General features: G+C 43.3%; 17 protein-coding genes. 14 read left to right on the top strand and 3 right to left on the bottom strand.

Annotation, left to right across the window (positions count from 1 at the left end; translation table 11 throughout):
• Positions 1-9: 9 nt before the first annotated feature.
• The 5 genes from AC1DOV_RS04900 (at position 10) to AC1DOV_RS04880 (ending at position 7,109) form a co-directional block, all read left to right on the top strand.
• Positions 10-1,953, top strand: a complete 1,944-nt coding sequence (locus AC1DOV_RS04900) for an ATP-dependent DNA helicase (protein WP_477511851.1) — start codon at positions 10-12, stop codon at positions 1,951-1,953.
• Between the two features lie 260 nt (positions 1,954-2,213).
• Positions 2,214-3,680, top strand: a complete 1,467-nt coding sequence (locus tag AC1DOV_RS04895; protein WP_477511852.1) for a spore germination protein — start codon at positions 2,214-2,216, stop codon at positions 3,678-3,680.
• Positions 3,681-3,699: 19 nt separating this feature from the next.
• Positions 3,700-4,794 (top strand): spore germination protein, encoded by a 1,095-nt coding sequence (locus tag AC1DOV_RS04890; RefSeq protein WP_477511853.1) that lies wholly within the window; start codon positions 3,700-3,702, stop codon positions 4,792-4,794.
• Positions 4,791-6,008, top strand: a complete 1,218-nt coding sequence (locus AC1DOV_RS04885) for a Ger(x)C family spore germination protein (RefSeq protein WP_477511854.1) — start codon at positions 4,791-4,793, stop codon at positions 6,006-6,008. Before AC1DOV_RS04890 ends, AC1DOV_RS04885 begins: the two co-directional genes overlap by 4 nt.
• 165 nt (positions 6,009-6,173) lie before the next feature.
• Complete coding sequence (locus tag AC1DOV_RS04880; protein WP_477549337.1) at positions 6,174-7,109, top strand: tyrosine-type recombinase/integrase; 936 nt, start codon at positions 6,174-6,176, stop codon at positions 7,107-7,109.
• A 94-nt stretch (positions 7,110-7,203) separates the two neighbouring features.
• Here the strand turns inward: AC1DOV_RS04880 and AC1DOV_RS04875 are convergent, their stop codons facing one another.
• Positions 7,204-8,004, bottom strand: a complete 801-nt coding sequence (locus AC1DOV_RS04875) for a (2Fe-2S)-binding protein (RefSeq protein WP_477549336.1) — start codon at positions 8,002-8,004, stop codon at positions 7,204-7,206.
• A gap of 97 nt (positions 8,005-8,101) precedes the next feature.
• Entirely contained in the window at positions 8,102-8,941 is an 840-nt protein-coding gene (locus tag AC1DOV_RS04870) for a sugar phosphate isomerase/epimerase family protein (protein WP_477549335.1), read from the bottom strand.
• A 227-nt stretch (positions 8,942-9,168) separates the two neighbouring features.
• On the opposite strand from AC1DOV_RS04870, the gene AC1DOV_RS04865 reads away from it, so the two are divergent.
• The 4 genes from AC1DOV_RS04865 to AC1DOV_RS04850 all read left to right on the top strand — a co-directional run bounded on the left by AC1DOV_RS04865 (position 9,169) and on the right by AC1DOV_RS04850 (position 12,052).
• Positions 9,169-9,738, top strand: a complete 570-nt coding sequence (locus tag AC1DOV_RS04865; protein WP_477549334.1) for a class I SAM-dependent methyltransferase — start codon at positions 9,169-9,171, stop codon at positions 9,736-9,738.
• A gap of 44 nt (positions 9,739-9,782) precedes the next feature.
• On the top strand, positions 9,783-10,475 hold the full coding sequence (locus AC1DOV_RS04860; RefSeq protein ID WP_477511859.1) for a response regulator transcription factor: 693 nt from the start codon (positions 9,783-9,785) through the stop codon (positions 10,473-10,475).
• Positions 10,465-11,541 (top strand): HAMP domain-containing sensor histidine kinase, encoded by a 1,077-nt coding sequence (locus tag AC1DOV_RS04855; protein ID WP_477549333.1) that lies wholly within the window; start codon positions 10,465-10,467, stop codon positions 11,539-11,541. Before AC1DOV_RS04860 ends, AC1DOV_RS04855 begins: the two co-directional genes overlap by 11 nt.
• Before the next feature lie 82 nt (positions 11,542-11,623).
• A complete protein-coding gene (locus AC1DOV_RS04850; protein ID WP_339202589.1) occupies positions 11,624-12,052 on the top strand; it encodes a GNAT family N-acetyltransferase in 429 nt (142 codons plus the stop codon).
• A gap of 52 nt (positions 12,053-12,104) precedes the next feature.
• Here the strand turns inward: AC1DOV_RS04850 and AC1DOV_RS04845 are convergent, their stop codons facing one another.
• A complete protein-coding gene (locus AC1DOV_RS04845; protein WP_477511602.1) occupies positions 12,105-12,905 on the bottom strand; it encodes an AraC family transcriptional regulator in 801 nt (266 codons plus the stop codon).
• A 183-nt stretch (positions 12,906-13,088) separates the two neighbouring features.
• On the opposite strand from AC1DOV_RS04845, the gene AC1DOV_RS04840 reads away from it, so the two are divergent.
• From AC1DOV_RS04840 to AC1DOV_RS04820, 5 genes are all read left to right on the top strand, one after another.
• Positions 13,089-14,093, top strand: a complete 1,005-nt coding sequence (locus AC1DOV_RS04840) for an aldo/keto reductase (RefSeq protein ID WP_477549332.1) — start codon at positions 13,089-13,091, stop codon at positions 14,091-14,093.
• Positions 14,094-14,224: 131 nt separating this feature from the next.
• Entirely contained in the window at positions 14,225-15,664 is a 1,440-nt protein-coding gene (locus AC1DOV_RS04835; protein WP_477511604.1) for an SWIM zinc finger family protein, read from the top strand.
• Positions 15,665-15,685: 21 nt separating this feature from the next.
• Entirely contained in the window at positions 15,686-17,494 is a 1,809-nt protein-coding gene (locus AC1DOV_RS04830; protein ID WP_477549331.1) for a HEAT repeat domain-containing protein, read from the top strand.
• On the top strand, positions 17,470-18,561 hold the full coding sequence (locus AC1DOV_RS04825) for an ATP-binding protein (protein WP_430059001.1): 1,092 nt from the start codon (positions 17,470-17,472) through the stop codon (positions 18,559-18,561). Before AC1DOV_RS04830 ends, AC1DOV_RS04825 begins: the two co-directional genes overlap by 25 nt.
• Positions 18,558-20,885 (top strand): DUF5682 family protein, encoded by a 2,328-nt coding sequence (locus AC1DOV_RS04820; RefSeq protein WP_477549330.1) that lies wholly within the window; start codon positions 18,558-18,560, stop codon positions 20,883-20,885. The genes AC1DOV_RS04825 and AC1DOV_RS04820 overlap by 4 nt, the downstream gene beginning before the upstream one ends.

The raw sequence follows: 20,885 nt of genomic DNA, 5'->3' as shown, positions 1-20,885 counted from the left end.
CAAGCAACCTTGAATAAATATCCATTTGAGTTTGACCCGAAACAACCTTTTATACAACAGGCTAGCGATTGGATCGCTGATGTTTTTTATGAGAAGCTGCCTGAAGCTGGTTTTGAAATTAGAGATGAACAAATTTATATGGCTTTTCAATTGGAACGTGCTTTTGCAGATAAACAAACGATATTTGCTGAAGCTGGAGTTGGAACAGGTAAAACATTCGTTTACTTGTTGTATGCGATCACCTATGCTCGGTACACAAGAAAACCAGCAATTATTGCTTGTGCCGATGAATCCTTAATTGAGCAGCTTGTAAAGCCTGAAGGCGATATTGCAAAGCTTGGAAAATATTTGGATCTAACGATTGATGCTAGATTAGGCAAATCAGCAGATCAATATATTTGCTTGAAAAAGCTGGATAATGCAAGAGCTGGACAAGATAACGCGGAGCTATATGACAATATATATCGTGAACTTCCAAGCTTCGTCCATAAGCAGGATTCTATGCAAAGCTTCCATCCATATGGAAATCGCAAGGACTACCCAAGCTTAAATGATGAGCAGTGGAACGAGCTGGGCTGGGATGTATTTCAGGACTGCTTAGTGTGTGACGTTAGACATCGCTGTGGTCAAACACTCTCACGCGACCATTATCGCAAATCTGCAGATGTCATTATTTGCTCGCATGATTTCTATATGGAGCATATATGGACATATGACGCAAGAAAACGTGAAGGCCAGCTTCCATTGCTGCCAGAGTACAGCTCTGTAGTATTTGATGAGGGCCATCTGCTTGAAACAGCCGCACAGCAAGCGCTGACTTACAAGCTGAATCATGCTGTTTTTGAAGGAATCGTCATAAGACTGCTGCAAGAAGAGATTCGTGAAACTCTTGCTGTAGCTGTTGAGGATGCGATTGCCCAAAGTGAATTCTTATTTAAAATGTTGAATAAGCACAGCCAGAAGGTTCCTGCTTCGGATCGCAAGGAAATCATTTGGAGTGCGGAGCTTATTCGTGAAATTAATCGTTTGCAGGATACGCTATCGGTTATAGAAGAAGAGCTCGTATTCGAAAGCGGCTTATACACAATCGATACGTATCAGCTAAAAATCGTTGAAGAGCATTTGGAAATGATTCAATTTGCGCTTTCCTTATTCAAGCAAGCGGACAAGCCAATTAGCTGGGTTTCGCAGGATAAAGAAGGAACGTCACTCGTCATCATGCCAAAAGTGGTGAAGGAAGTGTTGAAGGAGCAAGTTTTATCTCGTAAAATGCCAATCGTATTTTCCTCAGCAACGCTCTCGGTTAACGGCTCATTTGAATATATGATGGACATATTGGGAATGGATAGCTCATTATCGTTCTCGGTTCCATCACCATATGACTATGAGCAGCAAATGACTGTGGAGATTCCAAAAGCTGAACAGTTTACGGCGCTTAACGATAAGGTAAATGAAACGTATCGCTTGCTTAAGCAATCAGGCGGAAGATCGCTTATTTTGTTCCCATCGATGGAGCAGCTAGAGCAATTTAAGGCAGAATCGGACAAGCATGCGGATTGTGCGGCTTATACTTTCTTTTATGAGGGCACAAGCGAAATTAGCTATTTGATTGAACAGTTTCAACAGGATGAAGCCAGCATTTTATGTGCAGTGACATTATGGGAAGGTTTAGATATTCCTGGTCCATCTCTTTCCCAGGTTATTGTGTGGGAACTTCCGTTTCCTCCAAATGATCCATTATTCGCAGCGAGACGGAATGACTCGGAATTACCATTCGAACAAGTGGATATGCCGTATATGCTGCTTCGATTACGTCAGGGCATTGGACGTTTGATTAGAACACGTGAAGACAGCGGGAAAATCGTTATTTTTGGCCAAAAAATGAATGATAGCTATGTGCGTGAACAAGTGGAAGGTGTGCTTCCGAAAGGTGTAGCATTAAGTTATTCCTAAAAAGAGAATAAGGTTCAAATAAGGAGAAGGGGAAACCCTTCTCTTTTTTTTATTCCTGCACTTTGAACGAACATAAGTTTATAACCTACCCATTACGGCAAAAATAGGAATAATTCGACAAAAAACAACAAGGAGTGTATGTGCTATGGCTTTACACGATCAGATAAACATTCCTAATTGGACGGTATGCGTACAAGCTGTTGTCACCCTCGTGATTCCTCTTCTTATCTCATCTATTTTTAATCGTTATCGCCAAGCTGATGATGAATAATCCGATGAGCGAAAATATTCAAGTTCGGCTGAAAGCCATTCATGAACAAATGGAGTTTCATTCCGATGTTTTGGTGCGTGAGTGCTCTATTGGGGATACGGGTATAAGCGCAGCTATTGTTTTTGTAAATGGATTAGCAGATTGTGATTTGATTGATCAGCATATTTTGAGAGCGTTAATGTCTGTTCAAGGAGAAGGCAAAACCGTCTCAAAATCGTTTTTAACCAATCAGATATTAACTGTTAGTCAATTAAGTGAAGTCCATTCTTTAGAAGAAATGCTGCCAAAAGTATTAATGGGTGCAACAGCAGTGCTCGTTGATGGAATTGATGAAATTATTATCATTGGCACTGCAAGGAGCAAATCTCGAAATATTGAGGAACCAATCTCTGAGGCATTAGTTAGAGGGCCGAGAGCAGGCTTTAATGAGAACTTATCCGACAATACTGCGATTCTAAGAAGACATGGTGAAAATGCCAGCCTATCATTCATGAGCATGCATGTTGGCACACGTGCTAAGAAGCAGCTCATCATTGCTTATATTAAAGATATTGTTGATCCTGAATTAGTTGAAAAGGTCAGGAGCAGGGTAAGCAAGATCGATATTGATAATTTACCCGAATCAGGATACGTTGAGCAGCTGATTGAGGATAATTTTTTGAGTCCATTTCCACAGGTGCAGAGTACGGAAAGGCCCGATCGGGTCATTGGCGCATTGATGGAAGGCAGGGTTGCCATTCTGCTTGACGGTACCCCTTTTGCGTTGATTGCACCTGTTACATTTAGCATGCTTCTGCAATCACCGGAGGATTATTATGAGCGTTGGATGGTTGGCACACTGCTCAGAATGCTGCGTTTTCTTGCCGCTTTGATCGCGTTATTGACACCAGCGATGTACATTTCTTTCATATCGTTTCATCCAGGCCTAATACCAACTAAATTGGCTATTTCTATCGTTGGTGCTAGGGAAGGTGTGCCTTTTTCATCTCTTGTTGAAGCGCTCATTATGGAGGTAGCGATAGAAATATTGCGAGAGGCGGGGCTTCGACTGCCTAAACCAATTGGACCGGCCATGGGAATCGTAGGAGGTTTGATTATTGGTGAAGCGGCTGTTCGAGCTGGTATCGTGAGTCCGATTTTGGTTATTGTCGTTGCGGTTACTGCGATATCGTCGTTTGCAATACCACAATACAATGCTGGGATAGCACTAAGAATGCTGCGTTTTGCTGCTATGTTCTGCGCTGCTGCATTCGGTATGTATGGCGTAATTTTGTTTTCCTTAATGTTATGCGCACATATCGTCAAACTTAAGAGTTTTGGCGTACCCTATGCGAGCCCAGCAGTTCCGTACCGTATTAAAGATTGGAAAGACTTTATTGTTCGCATGCCGATATTTATGATGAAAAAACGACCTGAAATGCTGAAGCCGAAAGACAATACACGCACGAAGAATTGAATTTGGAAGAAGGCATTATATGAAAAAGATGTCCAATGATCGTATTACAACCGTTCAAACCGCTGTGATCATTTCAAACTTTATGCTGGGTTCAGGAATTCTTACGTTGCCTAGAGCTTCTGTTGAAAAAGTAGGGACACCAGATGTATGGATATCGGTACTGATCGGGGGAACGGTTGCCTTATTAGTAGGCGTGTTTATGGCTGCATTGGCAAAATTACATATCAATCAAACGGTATACCAGTTTACTCAGAAGCTTCTCGGAAAATGGATAGGAGGCATAATTGGCATCGCGTTTGTTATTTATTTTTTCATGACAGCTGCTTATCAGGTGCGTGTTTTATCTGAGGTTACGGAATTTTTCCTGCTGGAAGGAACGCCTCCATGGGTCATTGTCATGGTTTTTATTTGGGTTAGCTTCTATTTGATGACCAGCGGCATTAATCCCATTGCGAGGTTATTTGAGGTCATTTTGCCGATAACAATCGTTATTTACGTATTAGTCATGTTAATGTCTTTACGGATATTCGAAATCGATCATTTGCGGCCTGTATTAGGGCAAGGAATCATGCCTCCTCTCAGGGGGGTCCAAACAACCTCACTGTCCTTTCTAGGCGTAGAAATTATATTGATTTTAACTGCATTTATGGATAATCCGAAAAAATCGGTAAAAGCAGTCGTCTATGGCACAGCGATTCCGTTCTTTATTTATTTGCTGACCGTAATTATTGTAGTTGGCGGGCTATCGATAGATGTTGTCATTACACGGACGTGGCCAACACTCGATCTTGTACGCAGCTTTGAGCTTTCTGGACTAATATTTGAAAGGTTTGAATCGTTTTTCCTTGTCATTTGGATTATGCAAATCTATTCTTCTTTTGTCATTACGTATTATGCTGCAGCCTTGGGATTGTCACAAGTATTCAAAGCAAAAATGATGAAATGCTTATATTTCTTACTGCCCATTGTATTTCTAGTTTCCACGCTTCCAAAAAATACGAGCGCTTTGTTTGTATACGGCAGCTTGCTAGGCAATACCGCTCTTTATTTGTTTGTCTCTATGACCATCATATTGTTTGGTATGACGAAGTGGAAAAAAAGGAGTGTAAAATGATGAAGATCCACAGCAACAGTCGGGGACGATTTATATTAGCATGCCTATGCACGCTAACGCTGCTTGTCCAAACGGGTTGTTGGAGCAAGGATGAGATTGAGGATCTTGGGCTATATGTCGGAATAGCGCTTGATGTTGCCAGCAAAACGGAAATTGAGAAAAAAATGGATAAGCTGAGTACCTCTAATCGGAAAAAGGATCTGATCACCTACACGCTGCAAATTATAGATAAACAATCAGAGGGGAAAGACGGTGAATCTTCAGGTGTTGTAACAGCTAAACCTTATATAAATGTTTCGGAGACAGGAGATTCACTTTTTGAAATGGTTAGAGGATTTTCTGCACGAATGGAGCGGCCTGTCATCGGTCATCATTTGAAGGTGATCGTTATAAATGAGATGTTGTCTCGAAAATACAGCATGAATAATCTCCTTAGCTTTATGTTGAGGGATAATAATATTCGGCCGAATAGCTTAATTGTCATGAGCAGCGGCATGGCTAGAGATGTATTTGAATCAAAAGGTACTAACATTATACCTTCGTTCCGTGTAATTGAGATGATCGGTAATCGTTATCGTACATTGAAGATCATACCTCCGATGTCGCTTATTGCAGTAGAGGGTAAAATGCATGCAAAGTCCAGCTATTTACTCCAAAATATTGTTGCTGCTGAAGGCGAGATTGAATTTTCAGGTGCAGCCGTTATTAAGGGGAAAACCCAAAAGTTCAAAGGACTGTTATCGGAGGAAGAATTGTTAGGCATAATGTGGTTGACTGGCAAAGGCAAAGGCGGGTTAGTAAAAAGCTATGATCCTGAAACGAAGCAGGTCATTGCCTATGAGATCAAAACGCTTAAAAGTAAAATAATTTCACAGGTCAAGAATGGAAAAATTAGTTTTCACGTAAATATAGAATCGGATGGTCGACTAATTGAAGAGTGGTTAATTGACAACGAGCCTCTGGATCATAAATTTGTAACCAAAGCTGTACATTCATCAGAGAAGGAAGTAGGCCGACTCGTGAATAGAGCCTTACATAAAATTCAAAAGGAATATAAAACAGACGTCATGGGTTTCGGTACTAAACTAAGCATATCGCATCCAAAAGTATGGCAAAAGGTTAAAGAGGATTGGGATGAAGAATTCAGTCGCATTCCGATTACGTATAGCATTAAACTAGCTATTACGGATACAGGAGCAAAACGGAAGCATTGATCGCTATTTTTATCGAAAAAATCATCATTTCTGCGGATAAAAAACTGCGTGAAATACATATTTCACGCAGTTTGCTTTTATATCAACTTTTAAGCTATCATAATAGAGTAATGGTCACTTAAATAGAGTGTGAAAATAGGTTTTTTATGGAGGATTTGCTTGCGAATGGGACAACATGAGGTGACGGATAGCTACGGCTTGGAAATGGACTTATTTTCGATTTGGATGAAAAATAAAGGGATGACAAAATCCACACATCAAGCCTACATAAATGATGTTCGTTTTTTTCTACAGACGGTACATCCAACAGAAACAAAACATATTACGAAAATGGATATTATGCGCTACATGGCCCTTTGCCGTGAGAAGGGGGCAGGGGATGAGGCGCGCAATCGCAAGCTTTCTTCTTTGCGTTCATTTTTTAAAGCGTTGAACGAGATGGAGCATTTGGAAGGCAATCCTGCTGCACTTATCGCAAAGTCCAAGCAGGAGAAAAATCGTATTCCGGTTTACTTGGAAGAAAATGAACTCGAAGCGCTTCTGCAAGCCATACAGGGGAAATATTATATTCGCAATGTCGCAATTGTTTTATTAATGTCCTATGCCGGTCTTCGCGTCGGTGAGGTACACCGGATGAATGTACAGGATTTTAGGCAGGATGGATCGATTCATATTCTCGGGAAAGGGCGTAAATGGCGAGTTATCCCTTTGCCGGATGCACTGCAGCATGTATTGAATGAGGCGCTTGCTGAGCGCAAGGAATCCAGGCAGGGTAAGGAGCAGCCGTTTTTTGTATCGCAGTTTGGACGAAGATTATCTATACGAATGATACAGACCGTCGCTGATGAAACGATCAAGCTGCTAAAGGAGACGATGCCTGCACTTGCGGATAAAAGGCTATCGAGCCATAAGCTACGGCATTCATTTGCAACGATGCAAATTCGCAGCGGTACAGACATACGAACCTTGCAAGAGCTGCTTGGGCACGCGAGTATTGAAACAACACAAATTTACACGCATATTGATAATAAACAGCTTCGAAATGCGATGAACAACATTTCCAGTAAAATCCCAATGAAATTTCAGAATAAGGATACATAATAATAATTATGTAAACAAATATTGAAATTATAAAATAATGCAGCAAAAAAAGCTGATGTCAGGTACATGTAGTATCTGACATCAGCTTTTTATATTAGTGGACGCTAGCTGCAACCAGCTTGCGTCTTTCTTCACGTTCTTCTGGCAGCAAACGAGGGCAGGTATAACATTTCACACCATCAACACGACAATCGTACATACAGCATGAAGAGCGAAGAACGATTTGTGGACCTCCAGGTGACCACGGATCATCGATATACCGAGGTTTGTGAACAAAAGGGTTCCGTTTCCGATTAAATACCTCAGCAGGCAGACCGAGAATGACCTCAAGATCGCGCTGTACAATTGTCAACAGTGACTGATCGTTCATATTATTTTTCAGAAAATCAATCACACCCTGCAGTTGTCCACCGACCTGGTTCCAGATCATGGCGGATTTCACATCGGCACTTATGGCTACAGCTTCGACGATATCGTTAATCTCATCCGTAAAGCTAGTTCGGAAGGCATTCTCTAAAAACTGCTTTCTTTCTTGTTCTTCGGTTGGCACATCTGTCCAGCGAAGCTCATTAATTTTGAAGCCCAGATGGGCATGATCATCGTGTTTCTCAAGCTGATAAGTTAAATTATGTAGCGATAAATCCAAATAACGGTTGTATTGGGCAGCAAAAAATAGATTCGTTATGCACAGATTAAAGAAGGACATGCCTACAAAGGAAGCAGCTAGTTGCATTCCCGTTGCTTGCACCATTTCTCCGGCTTTTATAAGTGTTGCATGAGCAGTTTCTTTATCATAAAAGCTGGTCGCTGGCAGCTCAAGCAAGGGATGAATGGCACCTTTCGGAGAAATGTGAAAATATGTTTCTACAAGTGTAAAGTCCATGTCATGTGCCATTTATTTGTGCCCCATTTCGGTTTCTCAAAATATACTTATAGAGTAGGTTTACTCGATAATGATTATCATTATTCCACTCTATAAGTATAGGAGGGGGCTAGCGGACTGTCAATATTAATGGCTCTACAATTGCTTTAACTCGGTTAAGCCCTTCCCACATATCTCCTGGACCATCGTATATAAGAACATAAGCACCCTTAAACCCAACTCGTTCAACCTCAGTAAGATAGGAGACTAGCTCGTCCTTATCAGGGACACCGGCATCGTCATAGGTAGGCTTAACATGAACTGAGACGCTTAGCGGTGCCGTATCGCCAATTTCACTGATTTTGTCCGCGCTATGATAGTTGCCGAAGTCGGTTATAAAGCCTACTGCTTTACCCGCATGCGCAAGCAGCTTAAGACTGCTTTCCGATGTCGACGTAAGCGCTTTGAAATTTTCAGTTATAACATGAACATTTCTAGAAGCAGCATATTCAGCTAGCTCGGACAAGGAGGAAGCGGACAATTCAATGGCAGCATCATCACTAGGTGAAGCTTCACCAGCAATGACACGAATTTGTTTAGCTCCACTTTGTGAAGCAATATCAATCCAATTCTGAATGAAACTAAGATCTGCTGTTCTTTTAGCCGCATCAACTGTTGTTATGTCGCCATAGTCGAGCAGCAAGGTATCAAACTTAATCGCAGCATTTTCGAAAGAGTGGCGAAGCTGCTCAAGATAAGCCGGTTCAGTTGAAGGAAAATGAAAATGGCAAACTTCAAGCGCTTGATAACCTCTAGCAGCTGCTTCAGCTGGAAGGTCTAGCAAAGTCGTAAGCTGCGGTTGTTCTTGTACACGCTTTTGATGAGTATTCGTTTCGGTATCCCATACCGTCCAGTGAAGAGGTCCAAGATTGCGATGTAAGCTCCATGTGCTAATTGATAGATATGACACTATATATCCCGCCTTTACTATATTGTTTAATCCTAAGGCTAGCATAGCACGCAGCAAGCCGAAAAAAAGCTTCGCTTTTGGCATATTACTCCTCTAGTTGGTCATTTTTGTGGGATATTGAAGTGAAAGAATGAATGCTCTTCAGAATAAATTCATATTTATCCTCGCTTTATCCGCACAATTTCTTGTTAGCATGAGGAAAAGAAGCGAGGGAGTGACCAACAATCATGGGAATAAAACAATCGTTAAAGGAAAAATGTTTGTTTCTGTATAAGTTTTTATATAAGCCTATGGAAATCGGCAGTGTCATGCCGAGCTCCAAGTATTTGGCCCAAAAGATGGTCGAGAGCATCCCATGGCATGAGGTACTAGCGGCAGCGGAGCTTGGTGCTGGCACCGGTGCGATTACAAAGCAAATTCAGGAAGCTGCTCATCAACAAACGAAAGTTTTGCTTTTTGAGACAGATCCGTTTATGTTAAAAACATTGGAAGAAAATTACCCAAATTTTGCATGTTATGAGAACACGACAAACTTGCAAGCAGCCTTACAGCAAGAAGGAATTGAGCAATTGGACTGTATCATTAGCGGCTTGCCTTTTTTCAATTTCCATCAGACACTGAGGGATATACTGATCGCGCAAATAGTAAACTCCTTAAAGGATGATGGATGGTTTGTTGCCTTTCAGTATTCGCAGCAAATGAAGAAGCAATTAAGTTTACATTTTCATATTGAAAAGATTATTTTTGTACCTATCAATGTTCCGCCTGCTTTCGTCTACGTTTGTAGAAAAAAATAGCCTTTATAAGCATATCGCAGAACTTCATTAAAGGAGGTAAACAAGTGAGCAGGACGATTTTGGTTGTTGACGATGATCCGGAAATTCGTGATATTCTACACATCTATTTAAGGAATGAAGGATATCGTGTAGTGGAAGCTGTCGATGGACAGCATGCAGTTGAGGTTGTCAACCGCGAACCCGTTCATTTGATTATTCTGGACGTTATGATGCCCAAATGGGATGGGATTAAAGCTTGCCTCAAAATTAGAGAGGAACACGATGTCCCCATTATTATGCTTTCTGCAAAGGGCGAAGATATCGATAAAATTACAGGTCTATCCACAGGGGCTGATGATTATGTTACAAAACCGTTTAATCCATTGGAGCTGCTGGCACGAGTCAAAGCACAGCTGCGAAGGCAAACCTTGACGGTCCAGGCGGTGAGTGCTTCAAACGAAATTACGATAGATGCGCTTATCATCAATAAGGATCAGCATTTGGTTACAGTAAAAGGCCAAGAAATAGCGCTAACACCTATCGAATTTGCAATATTGCTGCTGCTCGCATCGCACAGGGGGCAAGTCTTTAATATCGATAAAATTTATCAGAACGTATGGAAGGATCAATCCGCCTTTTACTCCGAAAATACGGTCATGGTTCATATCCGCAATATTCGAGAGAAAATCGAAGAAAACCCTAGGGAACCGAGATATATAAAAACGGTATGGGGAGTGGGCTATAAGATTGAAAAATAATGTGAGCAGTATGCTAATGGGACTGCGCAGCATTCGTGGTCTTATGCTGTGGGTGCCCGTCCTAAGTTTCATCATTGCCGTGGTTTTTATCGTAGGAATGGATCATTTTACTCGAACACAATTTGGGTTTATACTCAATAATTTCATATCGTTGCCTTTATTTTTCGGTATATTTATTTTTTTCTTCTTTGTTTTTACGCGTGGTGTGGTCAGTTATTTCAAAGAAATAACGTATGGGATAATCAAAATAGCCGGTGGGGATCTGGAATACCGCGTTCCGTTAACAAGGCAGGATCAACTGGGTATCGTTGCTCAAAATATTAACCATATGGCTCAGCAGCTGCAAACACAGCTAGAGCGAGAACGAATGCTCGAACAGTCGAAGATGGAGCTAATCACACATGTTTCGCATGATTTGCGGACTCCGCTTACCAGCATTATCGGCTATTTGGATTTATTGAAATCACATGCCTCTCAAGATCCAAGTGAACAAGAGCGATTTATAGACAATGCTTTCCACAAGACGCAGCAGCTTAAGAAATTGATCGATGATTTGTTTGAATATACACGACTGACTGGCGGAGATCACAACTTCATTAAGCAATCCGTAGATATCAACAAACTAGTAGAGCAGCTTATTATTGAATTTGAGCCTGTTGCTGCCGAGCAGGGAATCATTGTGGTGAAAAGCTTTTGTGCAAGACCGGTCTGTGTCGAGAGTGATACGCAGAAAATAGTGAGAGCTATTGACAATCTTTTAATCAATGCGCTCAAATATTCGATCAAACCGAGTGTGATGACGGTAAAAGCAACTGCCTCGAACGATATATTTCGGTTAACCATTGAAAATGAAGGAGTACCGATTAATCCTCATGAGGAAGCGCAATTGTTTGATCGTTTTTTCAAGCGGGAGTCGAATGATATTCGCAGCTCTATGCCAGCTGGTACAGGTCTTGGACTTACCATTGCCAAACAAATAGTAGAGATGCATGGAGGAGAAATCGGCGTTGTTCATGACAACGGCCATTATATTTTTTGGATTGAAATACCGATAAGTTTTGGCTAATTAGCAAATTAGCATTATAATAAACATAGAGGCTGAATAGTCGCAGTTTTATAGAGATTTCTTTATGGAAGGAAAGAGAAAGATGGAAACAAAACGGATTACGACAGATGAGCAATTGGAAGAGGCGTACCTGATTCGAAAAACAGTCTTCGTCAAAGAGCAAGGTGTTGCGGAGGAAGTAGAGCTTGATGAATACGATGCAATTGCTGATCATGTTCTTGTATATTACGAGAATGTACCTGTTGGAACGGGCAGAGTGCGGATCGTCGATGATATGGCAAAAATAGAGCGGATTTGCGTATTGGCTTCACACCGCATGCATAAACTCGGCAAAGCAATTATGGACGAGCTTGAGTTGATCGCACGTGAAAAGGGGCTTAAGAAAGCGAAGCTGCATGGACAAGTTCAAGCAGCAGCTTTTTATGAGAAGCAAGGTTATGAAGTAGCATCCACCATCTTTATGGAAGAGAATATCCCGCATGTTAAGATGGTTAAAGATTTATCACATTAAATAAAAAGAATGAAGAGAGCCTGCTCATGCAGGCTCTCTTTTTTTGAAGAAATCAGACAATTTCTTTGCGATAATGACTGGGAGATATCCCTTTCACTTTTTTGAACATTTTCGAGAAGAGAAGAGGGTCGTTATAGCCGACGGAGTGGGAAATATCAGATACCGAAAGCTGTTGATTGTTCATGAGATCACAAGCTTTATCCATTCGATAATGCAATAAGTAGGTTTGTGGTGATTGATTTACAACTTCCTTAAATAAGGCGGATAAGTATATGCGGTCTATGCCAATGAGTTTGGCCAGCTCAGTAATGCTTACTTTGGTGTAGTAATTCATTTTGATATAATCCATCGCTTTGCGAACATAAACATCCTTTGCTTTAGGCAAATAACCGATTTGATTAGGGGCAGTCAGCATATCGATCCAATCCGAAATAAGGCGATAGAGCAGGCTATGCACGACAAGACCGCTGTTTTTCTCAAGCTCCCCAGCATCATTAAACTGTTCTAACCAAGGCTCAAACCAATTTGCTGGAGCGAACGAGAAAGAAGGGGCCGTTTTGCTTAAGTGGACCTGTTCAAGTAAACCGTCAACACATGTTCCTTGAAAAGCGATCCAAGAATAGACCCACGGATCTTGAAGATCCGCCTTCATATGGCATATCGTATTTGGAAATACCATAAAGCCTTGTCCTTTTTTTAAGGCATATGTTTTTCCGTTAATCTGATAGGTGCCTTTGCCTTCATGAATAAATAAAATTTTGTAATGATCCTTAACGCCGGGTCCCCAGCTATAGCCAGCTTCGCAGAACTGCTTCCCATGATAATAATAGACCAGATCATAATGCTCGCACATTCATTGTCACTTCCTTGATTGTAGGTCTCTAACATATTACATTATGACATATATGACTTGCATGTGGACATTCCTTATTGCAGTAAAATTAAGCTATACTTTAAAAGCAATGATGTTGCAAGTAATCATTATAGCATGTTTCAAACAACGAAATCATTCTAAAAACAAAGGGGAATATGATAAATGCCTTATGCTGCTGATTCATCACGTTATTCCGATATGTTGTATAAACGCGCAGGCAAAAGTGGAATTAAGCTGCCTGCGATATCCCTTGGTCTGTGGCAAAATTTCGGCGGCAATCAACCGCTTGAAAATTCACGTGCAATGCTTTTAAAAGCGTTCGATCTCGGCATTAATCATTTTGACCTAGCAAACAACTATGGACCGCCTGCCGGTTCTGCTGAAGAAACGTTCGGAGCAGTATATAAGAAGGATTTGGCTCCCTATCGCGATGAACTTCTAATTTCTACAAAAGCGGGCTATTACATGTGGGAAGGTCCATACGGCGAATGGGGCTCACGTAAAAATTTGCTGTCCAGCTTGGATCGCAGCTTAACGAGAATGGGACTTGATTATGTCGATATATTTTATTCCCATCGTCCTGATCCAGAAACGCCGCTTGAGGAAACAATGGGCGCGTTAGATCATGCGGTAAGACAGGGTAAAGCTTTGTATGTTGGTTTATCCAACTACAGTGCGGAGCAGACAAGCGCTGCTGTGAAAATTTTGAAACAGCTAGGGACGCCTTGCCTGATTCATCAGCCGAATTACTCCATGCTGAACCGTTGGATTGAAGACGGTTTGCAGGATGTACTTTCTGAGAATGGCATAGGCTCGATCGCTTATTGCCCGCTTGGAAGAGGACAACTGACGAATAAGTATGTCGATAAAATCGAAGCGGAATCGAGTGCAGCTTCCAGCGCGATGAAACCAGAAGCGATCACGGCAGAGCGGGTTCGAAAATTCCGCAGCCTAGAGCAGCTAGCGGCAAGAAGGGGACAAACCTTATCCCAATTGGCATTAACATGGGTTCTGCGTGAAGGTGGAGTTACCTCAGCATTGATCGGTGTCAGCCGCGTAAGCCAGATTGAAGAGAATGTAAAGGCACTGGAAAGTGCTCCGCTGTCTGCTGAAGAATTAGCCCAGATCGACGCTATTATGCACAATATTGGAGATATTCCATGGTAATACCAAGCCCAGGCGCATACGCCTGGGTTTTTCTCTGCTTTAAACGTTGTAAATGAACCCAAAAGCAGGAAATGATACGTGTTTTGTGGAAATAAACGAAGGAAATCAAACATAAACGAGTGAGGGAAACTATGACCCATCTTACTGAAGCTTTCATCGATGCAATGGCACCCAATGCGGGAGCAATCAAAAACGGTAACGATCTCGTACGCAAAAACAGCTTTCAGAAGTTATGCCGTACGGAAGACGGATTGTTGCTATTTGGAGAATGTAAGGGAAGCGGCAAAGAGCCCTATAGCTGCTCCGTTGATTTCGTAAAAGCCGAACAACCTGTATTTCGCTGCTCCTGTCCAAGTCGTCAATTTCCATGCAAACATATATTAGGACTTTTGTATGCATATGCTGGAGGAAAGGCTTTTTCAACGGAAGAGATACCTGCGGATATTGCAGATAAGCGCGAGAAAGCGGACAAGCGTGAAGAGAAAAAGAAGGAAGCTGCCGCGATTCCAGCAGGTACAGAAACTAAACGCAAGGTTAACAAAAACGCTCTTATCAAGAAACTCGCTTCGCAGCTTGAAGGGGTCGAGCTCGTTCACAAGCTTGTGCAGCAAATCGTGCAAAGCGGTTTAGCTTCGTTGGATAAACGCTCTCTTCATATGTATGAGGAACAAGCAAAACAGCTTGGCAATCACTACGTACCCGGGCTCCAAGCAGCATTTCGAGAGATATTGGTTTTAGTAGGCTCAAGTGATAATCCGGAGACAATTTATTCCGAGGTTTGTGAACAGCTAGCTGCTATGCATGTATTAATTAAGCGCAGCCGGGATTATTTGAAGGCGCGAATGGAAGATTCGAGCATCCCAATGGATATCTCAAGCCCTCTTGAAGAAAAAATTGGCCATGCATGGCAGTTAGCTGAGCTGCGTGAGCATGGACTTCTCCGTGAAGCAGCTGAGCTTGTACAGCTTTCTTTCCGCTCTTATTCCGACGAAGCACGCGGTGAACATGTGGATGAAGGGTATTGGATGCAGCTTCAAGATGGAGAAATCGTCGTCACACGCAGCTATCGGCCTTTCCGAGCAGCCAAACATATGAAGGAAGAGGATAGCTGCTTTATGGTTGTCCAAACGAAGGAGTTATTTGTTTATCCAGGCGATTTGAATAAAAGGGTTCGCTGGGAAGAGATGACCATGCGTGAATGGATACCAAGTGATCGTGTTGTTATTCATTCATATGCAGAGCGATCCTATTCAGCGGCAGTAAAAACGGTGAAAAATCAGCTCAAAAATCCATTAGCAGACCGCAACCCGGTCATGCTGCTTCATGCTGCTCAGGTAGCAAATTCGGAAGGCGGATATGTTCTTGTTGATGAGCAAGGAGCTAGGCTTCCACTTGATGCCATCTCAAAGCTGAATCATCCTACATTGCCTTTACTCCGTAATTTAGATAAAGAGCTGCTTGCAAATGTGGGGGTACTTGTCATGTTCGAGGATCGACTCGCAGAAGGAAAGCTGCTGGCACAGCCTTTGGCTCTAATTACCGAACAAGAAATGATCCGCTTATTCTATTAATGGTTGACGAAGGAGCAAAACATGAGTATTCCATTATTGCGAGAATTGTATGAAGACGTTCGCCGTTTAATCATAGCAGGTGCGGGCATGGCGGCAGATGATGCGCGTTTGAGAAGATCGCTCCCTCAGCTGCAACAATTTGGTGAAAAGGCACCCATTTTCAAACGAATAGCAGAAGAAGTCGATAGTGTTACGAGGTCTAAGCAAGAGAATGCGGCTGACAAGCTGCTGGATTTAACAGTATTGCTGCAAGCGGTCTTGCATACACAAAGCTCTATTGAAGCGCCAGGTGAGCTGCTGCCCGTTGGCATAGAAGCAGCAAATAACAAAACGATCACGACGACCCCTTATCGAAAGCTTAAGCCGCTCATTGATTCGCTGACGCTTCGCGGTCCCAATCGGCTCGAAGCCATTAAACAAGGGGTTGAGGCAGGACTGTTCAACGATGTAAGAACATTCGCACCAGCCGTCAACGCTTTGAGAGACAGCTATTCTGAAATTGCTGAATATGTCGCAGATCATGTCATCCCACTTCTTGGTTCAGCTGCCTTGCCAATTCTGCATTCGGAATTCGATATGCAGGGAGGCAGCGGCGACGCGAGAATGCTCGTATGCCTTTATAAGCTGGCGAAGGACGAGAAGGAACTATGGCCAACTCTGCTGGCAGCGCAGAAGGATGGAGGATTGCCGGTACGTATAGCTGCGATATCGCTTACGGCTGGTTTGCCTAGCTTCGAGGAACATTTGCTCGATCTGTCGCATGATCGAAAAAAAGAGATTCGCAGCGCAGCTTTAATGGCATTGTCCCACTTCGATTCTACACAAGTCGTTGACCGTTTGATGGAATCACTAAAGAAAAAAGATACAGACATCGCCATAGCTCCCATTCAAGCGTGTGAGCTTCCTGCATTAACCGAGCAATTGTTGGTTTATGGTTTAGAGCTGGCTGAACATGTCGTTTCAGCTAAACAAGATACGGGCTTCCAAGAAAAGTTCAGCAGCGTCATCACTTGCTTTCAATCCAAAGCAGACATTGTTGCTGTAAGAGAATTTCTGATGCAAATGTTAAATGATGATGAGCTTTATTTTCAAGAGATGGAACCGATGATGAGTCAAGCAGCTCAAATATTATTAGATTCCAAAAATGATGAGGCATTAGTGTTTCTTCATGAGCTTCGCAATCGCCGCGCCTATTTGATCGCGTATTCGTTCAAAGCCGCACGACAAGTATTAAGCCCAGCAGATGTTTTTGACAGGTATGAAGGTTATGTAGAAGAGAAAAAGAGTAAAGCTGCACGCGAGCTAATACAAGCCATATATGAACTTACTCCTCATACGGTTGTGCAAGCCGCATTTACGCAACATCAAAATCATTGGAGCTGGGATGCGAGATGGGCAGATCGCTTTATCACATTAAATGAGGAAGAGCTTGTATGCCGATTAGTGGAACGCCCTAATGAGAGGGCAATCCACTATTTAGTCGACAAAGCGAAAGTAGCGCCACAACTGATGAAGCATCGATCAATTCATATTTTGTACACGTTATTCCGGCTCGGACATACTGATACGCCAGAGATGCTAATGTCATCACTGGAGCTTTCTACGCAAAAATCCTTTTATTATATGGACCGAGATTTGCAGCTATTAATTGCTATGCTTCCGGGGGAATTTGCGGATAGGCTTCAGCAAATCGCCGATAAGATGTCAAGCGAGTACTCTCGTGACCAATTAAAGCAGCTAGCCGAACACATTGCCGCTAAGCCAGCGGAGCTTGAATCGAAACCAGAAGGAGCGGGATTTCTAGCATGGATCAAAAACAAACTATCTTAAGGTTGCCTGCAGAGCAGTTATATGCACATGAACTCGAAGCACTGAAGAAACATGACACTGGAGAGAAACCGGCAGGCTGGCAGCTGTCACCGCGGGCTGTATTAACTTTTATTACAGGTGGCCGAGCTGGCAAGGTAGATATTACGCCAAAATACATTGGTCACACAAGACTCGTTGAAATTGCGATTGCGACACTGCTTACTGACCGAGCCTTATTGCTTATAGGTGAGCCGGGAACAGCAAAGTCATGGCTCTCGGAAAATTTGACGGCGGCCATACATGGCGATTCATCTAAGGTTATTCAAGGAACCGCTGGTACAAGTGAAGAACAGGTACGATACTCATGGAATTATGCAATGCTTCTTGCTAATGGTCCGTCCGAGGAAGCGCTTGTCAAAAGCCCGATCTATCGTGCAATGGAGGCAGGAGGCATTTCACGGTTTGAAGAAATATCACGCTGCGCTTCAGAGGTACAGGATGCTTTGATTTCCATTTTATCGGAGAAGACGATTTCTGTACCTGAGCTAGGTAGAGACATTCCTGCTGCAAGAGGTTTCTCCATTATTGCAACCGCAAATACGCGTGACCGCGGTGTCAACGATATGTCCGCCGCTTTGAAGCGTCGTTTCAACATCGTTGTGCTGCCGGCACCATCAGATTTGGATACGGAAGTAGCCATTGTACGTAAACGGGTAAGCGAGATTGCTTCCAATTATCGGCTTGGTGAAGCTGTTCCTGAAGAGGAAGCTGTACGCAAGGTTGTGACCATTTTCCGCGAGCTGCGCAGCGGGATGACACTAGACGGCAAAGAGAAGCTGAAGCAGCCAAGCGGTGCAATCTCAACTGCGGAAGCGATATCCTTGCTTATTAATAGTATGGCGCTGGCAAGCAGCTTCGGGGATGGGCAGGTTGCAGAGGAGGATCTCGCAGCCGGTCTGCTTGGAGCTGTCGTTAAGGATGAAGCAAAAGATGATGCGGTGTGGAAGGAATATTTGGAAAATGTGATGAAAAAACGGGGAGCCGAGTGGCGAGGGCTATATCGTGCTTGCCGTGAGCTGAGTTCGTGAGTACGGCTGCCGTATCCAATTACGGCGTTCATTTGTTCGGCGTAAGGCATCTCTCACCGACCGGGGCATTTCATTTGCAAACTTTTCTTCAAGAAGTTAAGCCGCAGCTCGTACTCGTAGAAGGGCCATCGGATGCAACGGAGCTCATTAGCCAAATCACATTAAAGGGTGTAAAGCCGCCCATTGCCATATTAGCCTATACCGATCAATTGCCAATCCGTACGCTTGTTTTTCCGTTAGCGGAGTATTCCCCTGAGTATCAAGCATTTGTATGGGCAGCTAGAAATGGCGTTGAAGCCAGATTCATCGATTTGCCGTCCGATGTATCGGTTAGCCTTCACTTGAAATTAAGTGCTGCTAGTGAAAAAGAAGATTATGCCGAAGGTGCCCGCTCGCATCGTGAACAAATCAATGATCGTTATGAGCAAGTGGCTATATCAGCGGGAGAATCCGATTACGAAACCTATTGGGAACGTTCGTTTGAACATAGCAGCGAGCCTAATACCTACCGCCATGCTATTCATGCTTTTTCAAGTGAGATGAGGCAGCTATCTGAGACGGATGAACGGATATATACACCGCTAGAGGCCGCTCACAATGAAATTCGCGAAGCTTACATGCGTGCACGAATTGCTGAGGCGATAGAAGGAGGCATTCCAGCTGAGCGAATTGTAGTTGTTACCGGAGCGTATCATGTTTCAGCACTCGAAGCGGAATTGGATGGTATGACTGAGCAAGAAGCAGCAGCATTGCCTAAGATTCAGACCAAGCTGACGCTTATGCCCTATTCGTATTATAAGTTATCCAGTCATTCAGGCTATGGAGCGGGTAACGCGGCACCGTCCTATTTTGAGCTTGCTTGGCAATGTTTAGTCAGTGGTGACCTTGGAAAGTTGTCTTCCGCTTATCTAGCAACGATTGCAGGTTATATGCGGCAGAGCGGGAATTTCCGTTCCGCAGCTTCCGTTATCGAAGCAGTAAGACTAGCTGAATCACTGGCATCCCTGCACGGAGGAAGATTGCCGACGCTGCGTGATCTTCAAGATGCCGCCATTACTTGTCTTGGATATGGCGAGCTTTCGATTGTAGCAGATGCGCTTGCAAGAACGAATATTGGTACAGCTATTGGTGCTTTGCCCGACGGAATCAGCCAAACCCCTATTCAAGAGGATCTTAATCGAAACTTGAAATCGTTAAAGCTGGAAAAATATAAAACGACGGTAGCAACTGACCTTGAGCTGGATCTGCGAGAGAACAGAAGAGTGAAATCCGAGGATGCCGCTTTTCTTGATTTAAGAAGATCTTTTTTTCTTGAGCGTCTTCAGCTCCTATCGATTAGCTTTGCTAAGAAACGCGCAGTCAAGCAGGACGGCGCAACATGGGCAGAACACTGGGTGCTATGCTGGACGCCAGAAGCCGAGATTGAGATCGTTGAGTCCATCATGAAAGGGGAGACGATCGAACTAGCAGCTGCTTTCTCTATTAAGGAGTCTTTAGCGCAGAGCACTAACATATTAGACGCTGCGGCGCTCGTTAAGGCAGCATGGCAATGCGGGCTGCCCGCATCTATGGAAGATGCGCGCCGCACACTGCAAGAGCTGGCAGTAGAAGCGGGTGACTATACTCAAATCGCAGGGACACTTCGTGAATTGTCTATTCTCGTACAATTTGGCGATGTTCGAAAAATGAATACAGATGTGTTAGTACCTCTTCTTCAACAGCTTTTTTTAAGAGGTACGCTGCTCCTTGTTGATTCGTCGATTTGCAGTGACGATGCCGCGGCAAATATGGCTTCAGCAATTATCGATATGCATGCTGTATCACAGCAGCACTTTGAGGTGGTGGACGACGAGCGATGGGTACAGCAACTAGAGGAGCTTGCTTATCGCGATGATCGGAATGCTAAACTGTCAGGTCTAGCATTTGCTTTGCTGCTTGAGCGCAACCTAATCGATCATGAACGGTTAGCACGAGAGGTGTCGAGACGATTATCCCCAGGGATACCTGCTGATATCGGAGCTGGCTGGTTTGAAGGCATGTCACTCCGCAATCGTTATGTGCTGCTGTCTCGGAGGCAGTTATGGGAACAGCTCGACGTTTATACAAGATCGCTTGATGATGAGCAGTTCAGACGATCGCTTGTTTTTCTTAGAAGAGCTTTTTCATCCTTCGAAGCTAGAGAAAAAAACGCGATTGCGCAATTATTAGGTGATATATGGGGACTTGGATCCATTGAGGCGGCCGATGTATTGCAGCGCCCACTGAGCAGTGAGGAGCAACAAAAAATAGATGAGCTCAATGAGTTCGACTTTGGAGACTTATAA

The organism is Paenibacillus sp. 01T47, from assembly GCF_056398245.1.
This window is presented reverse-complemented; position numbering and strand designations above follow the sequence as displayed.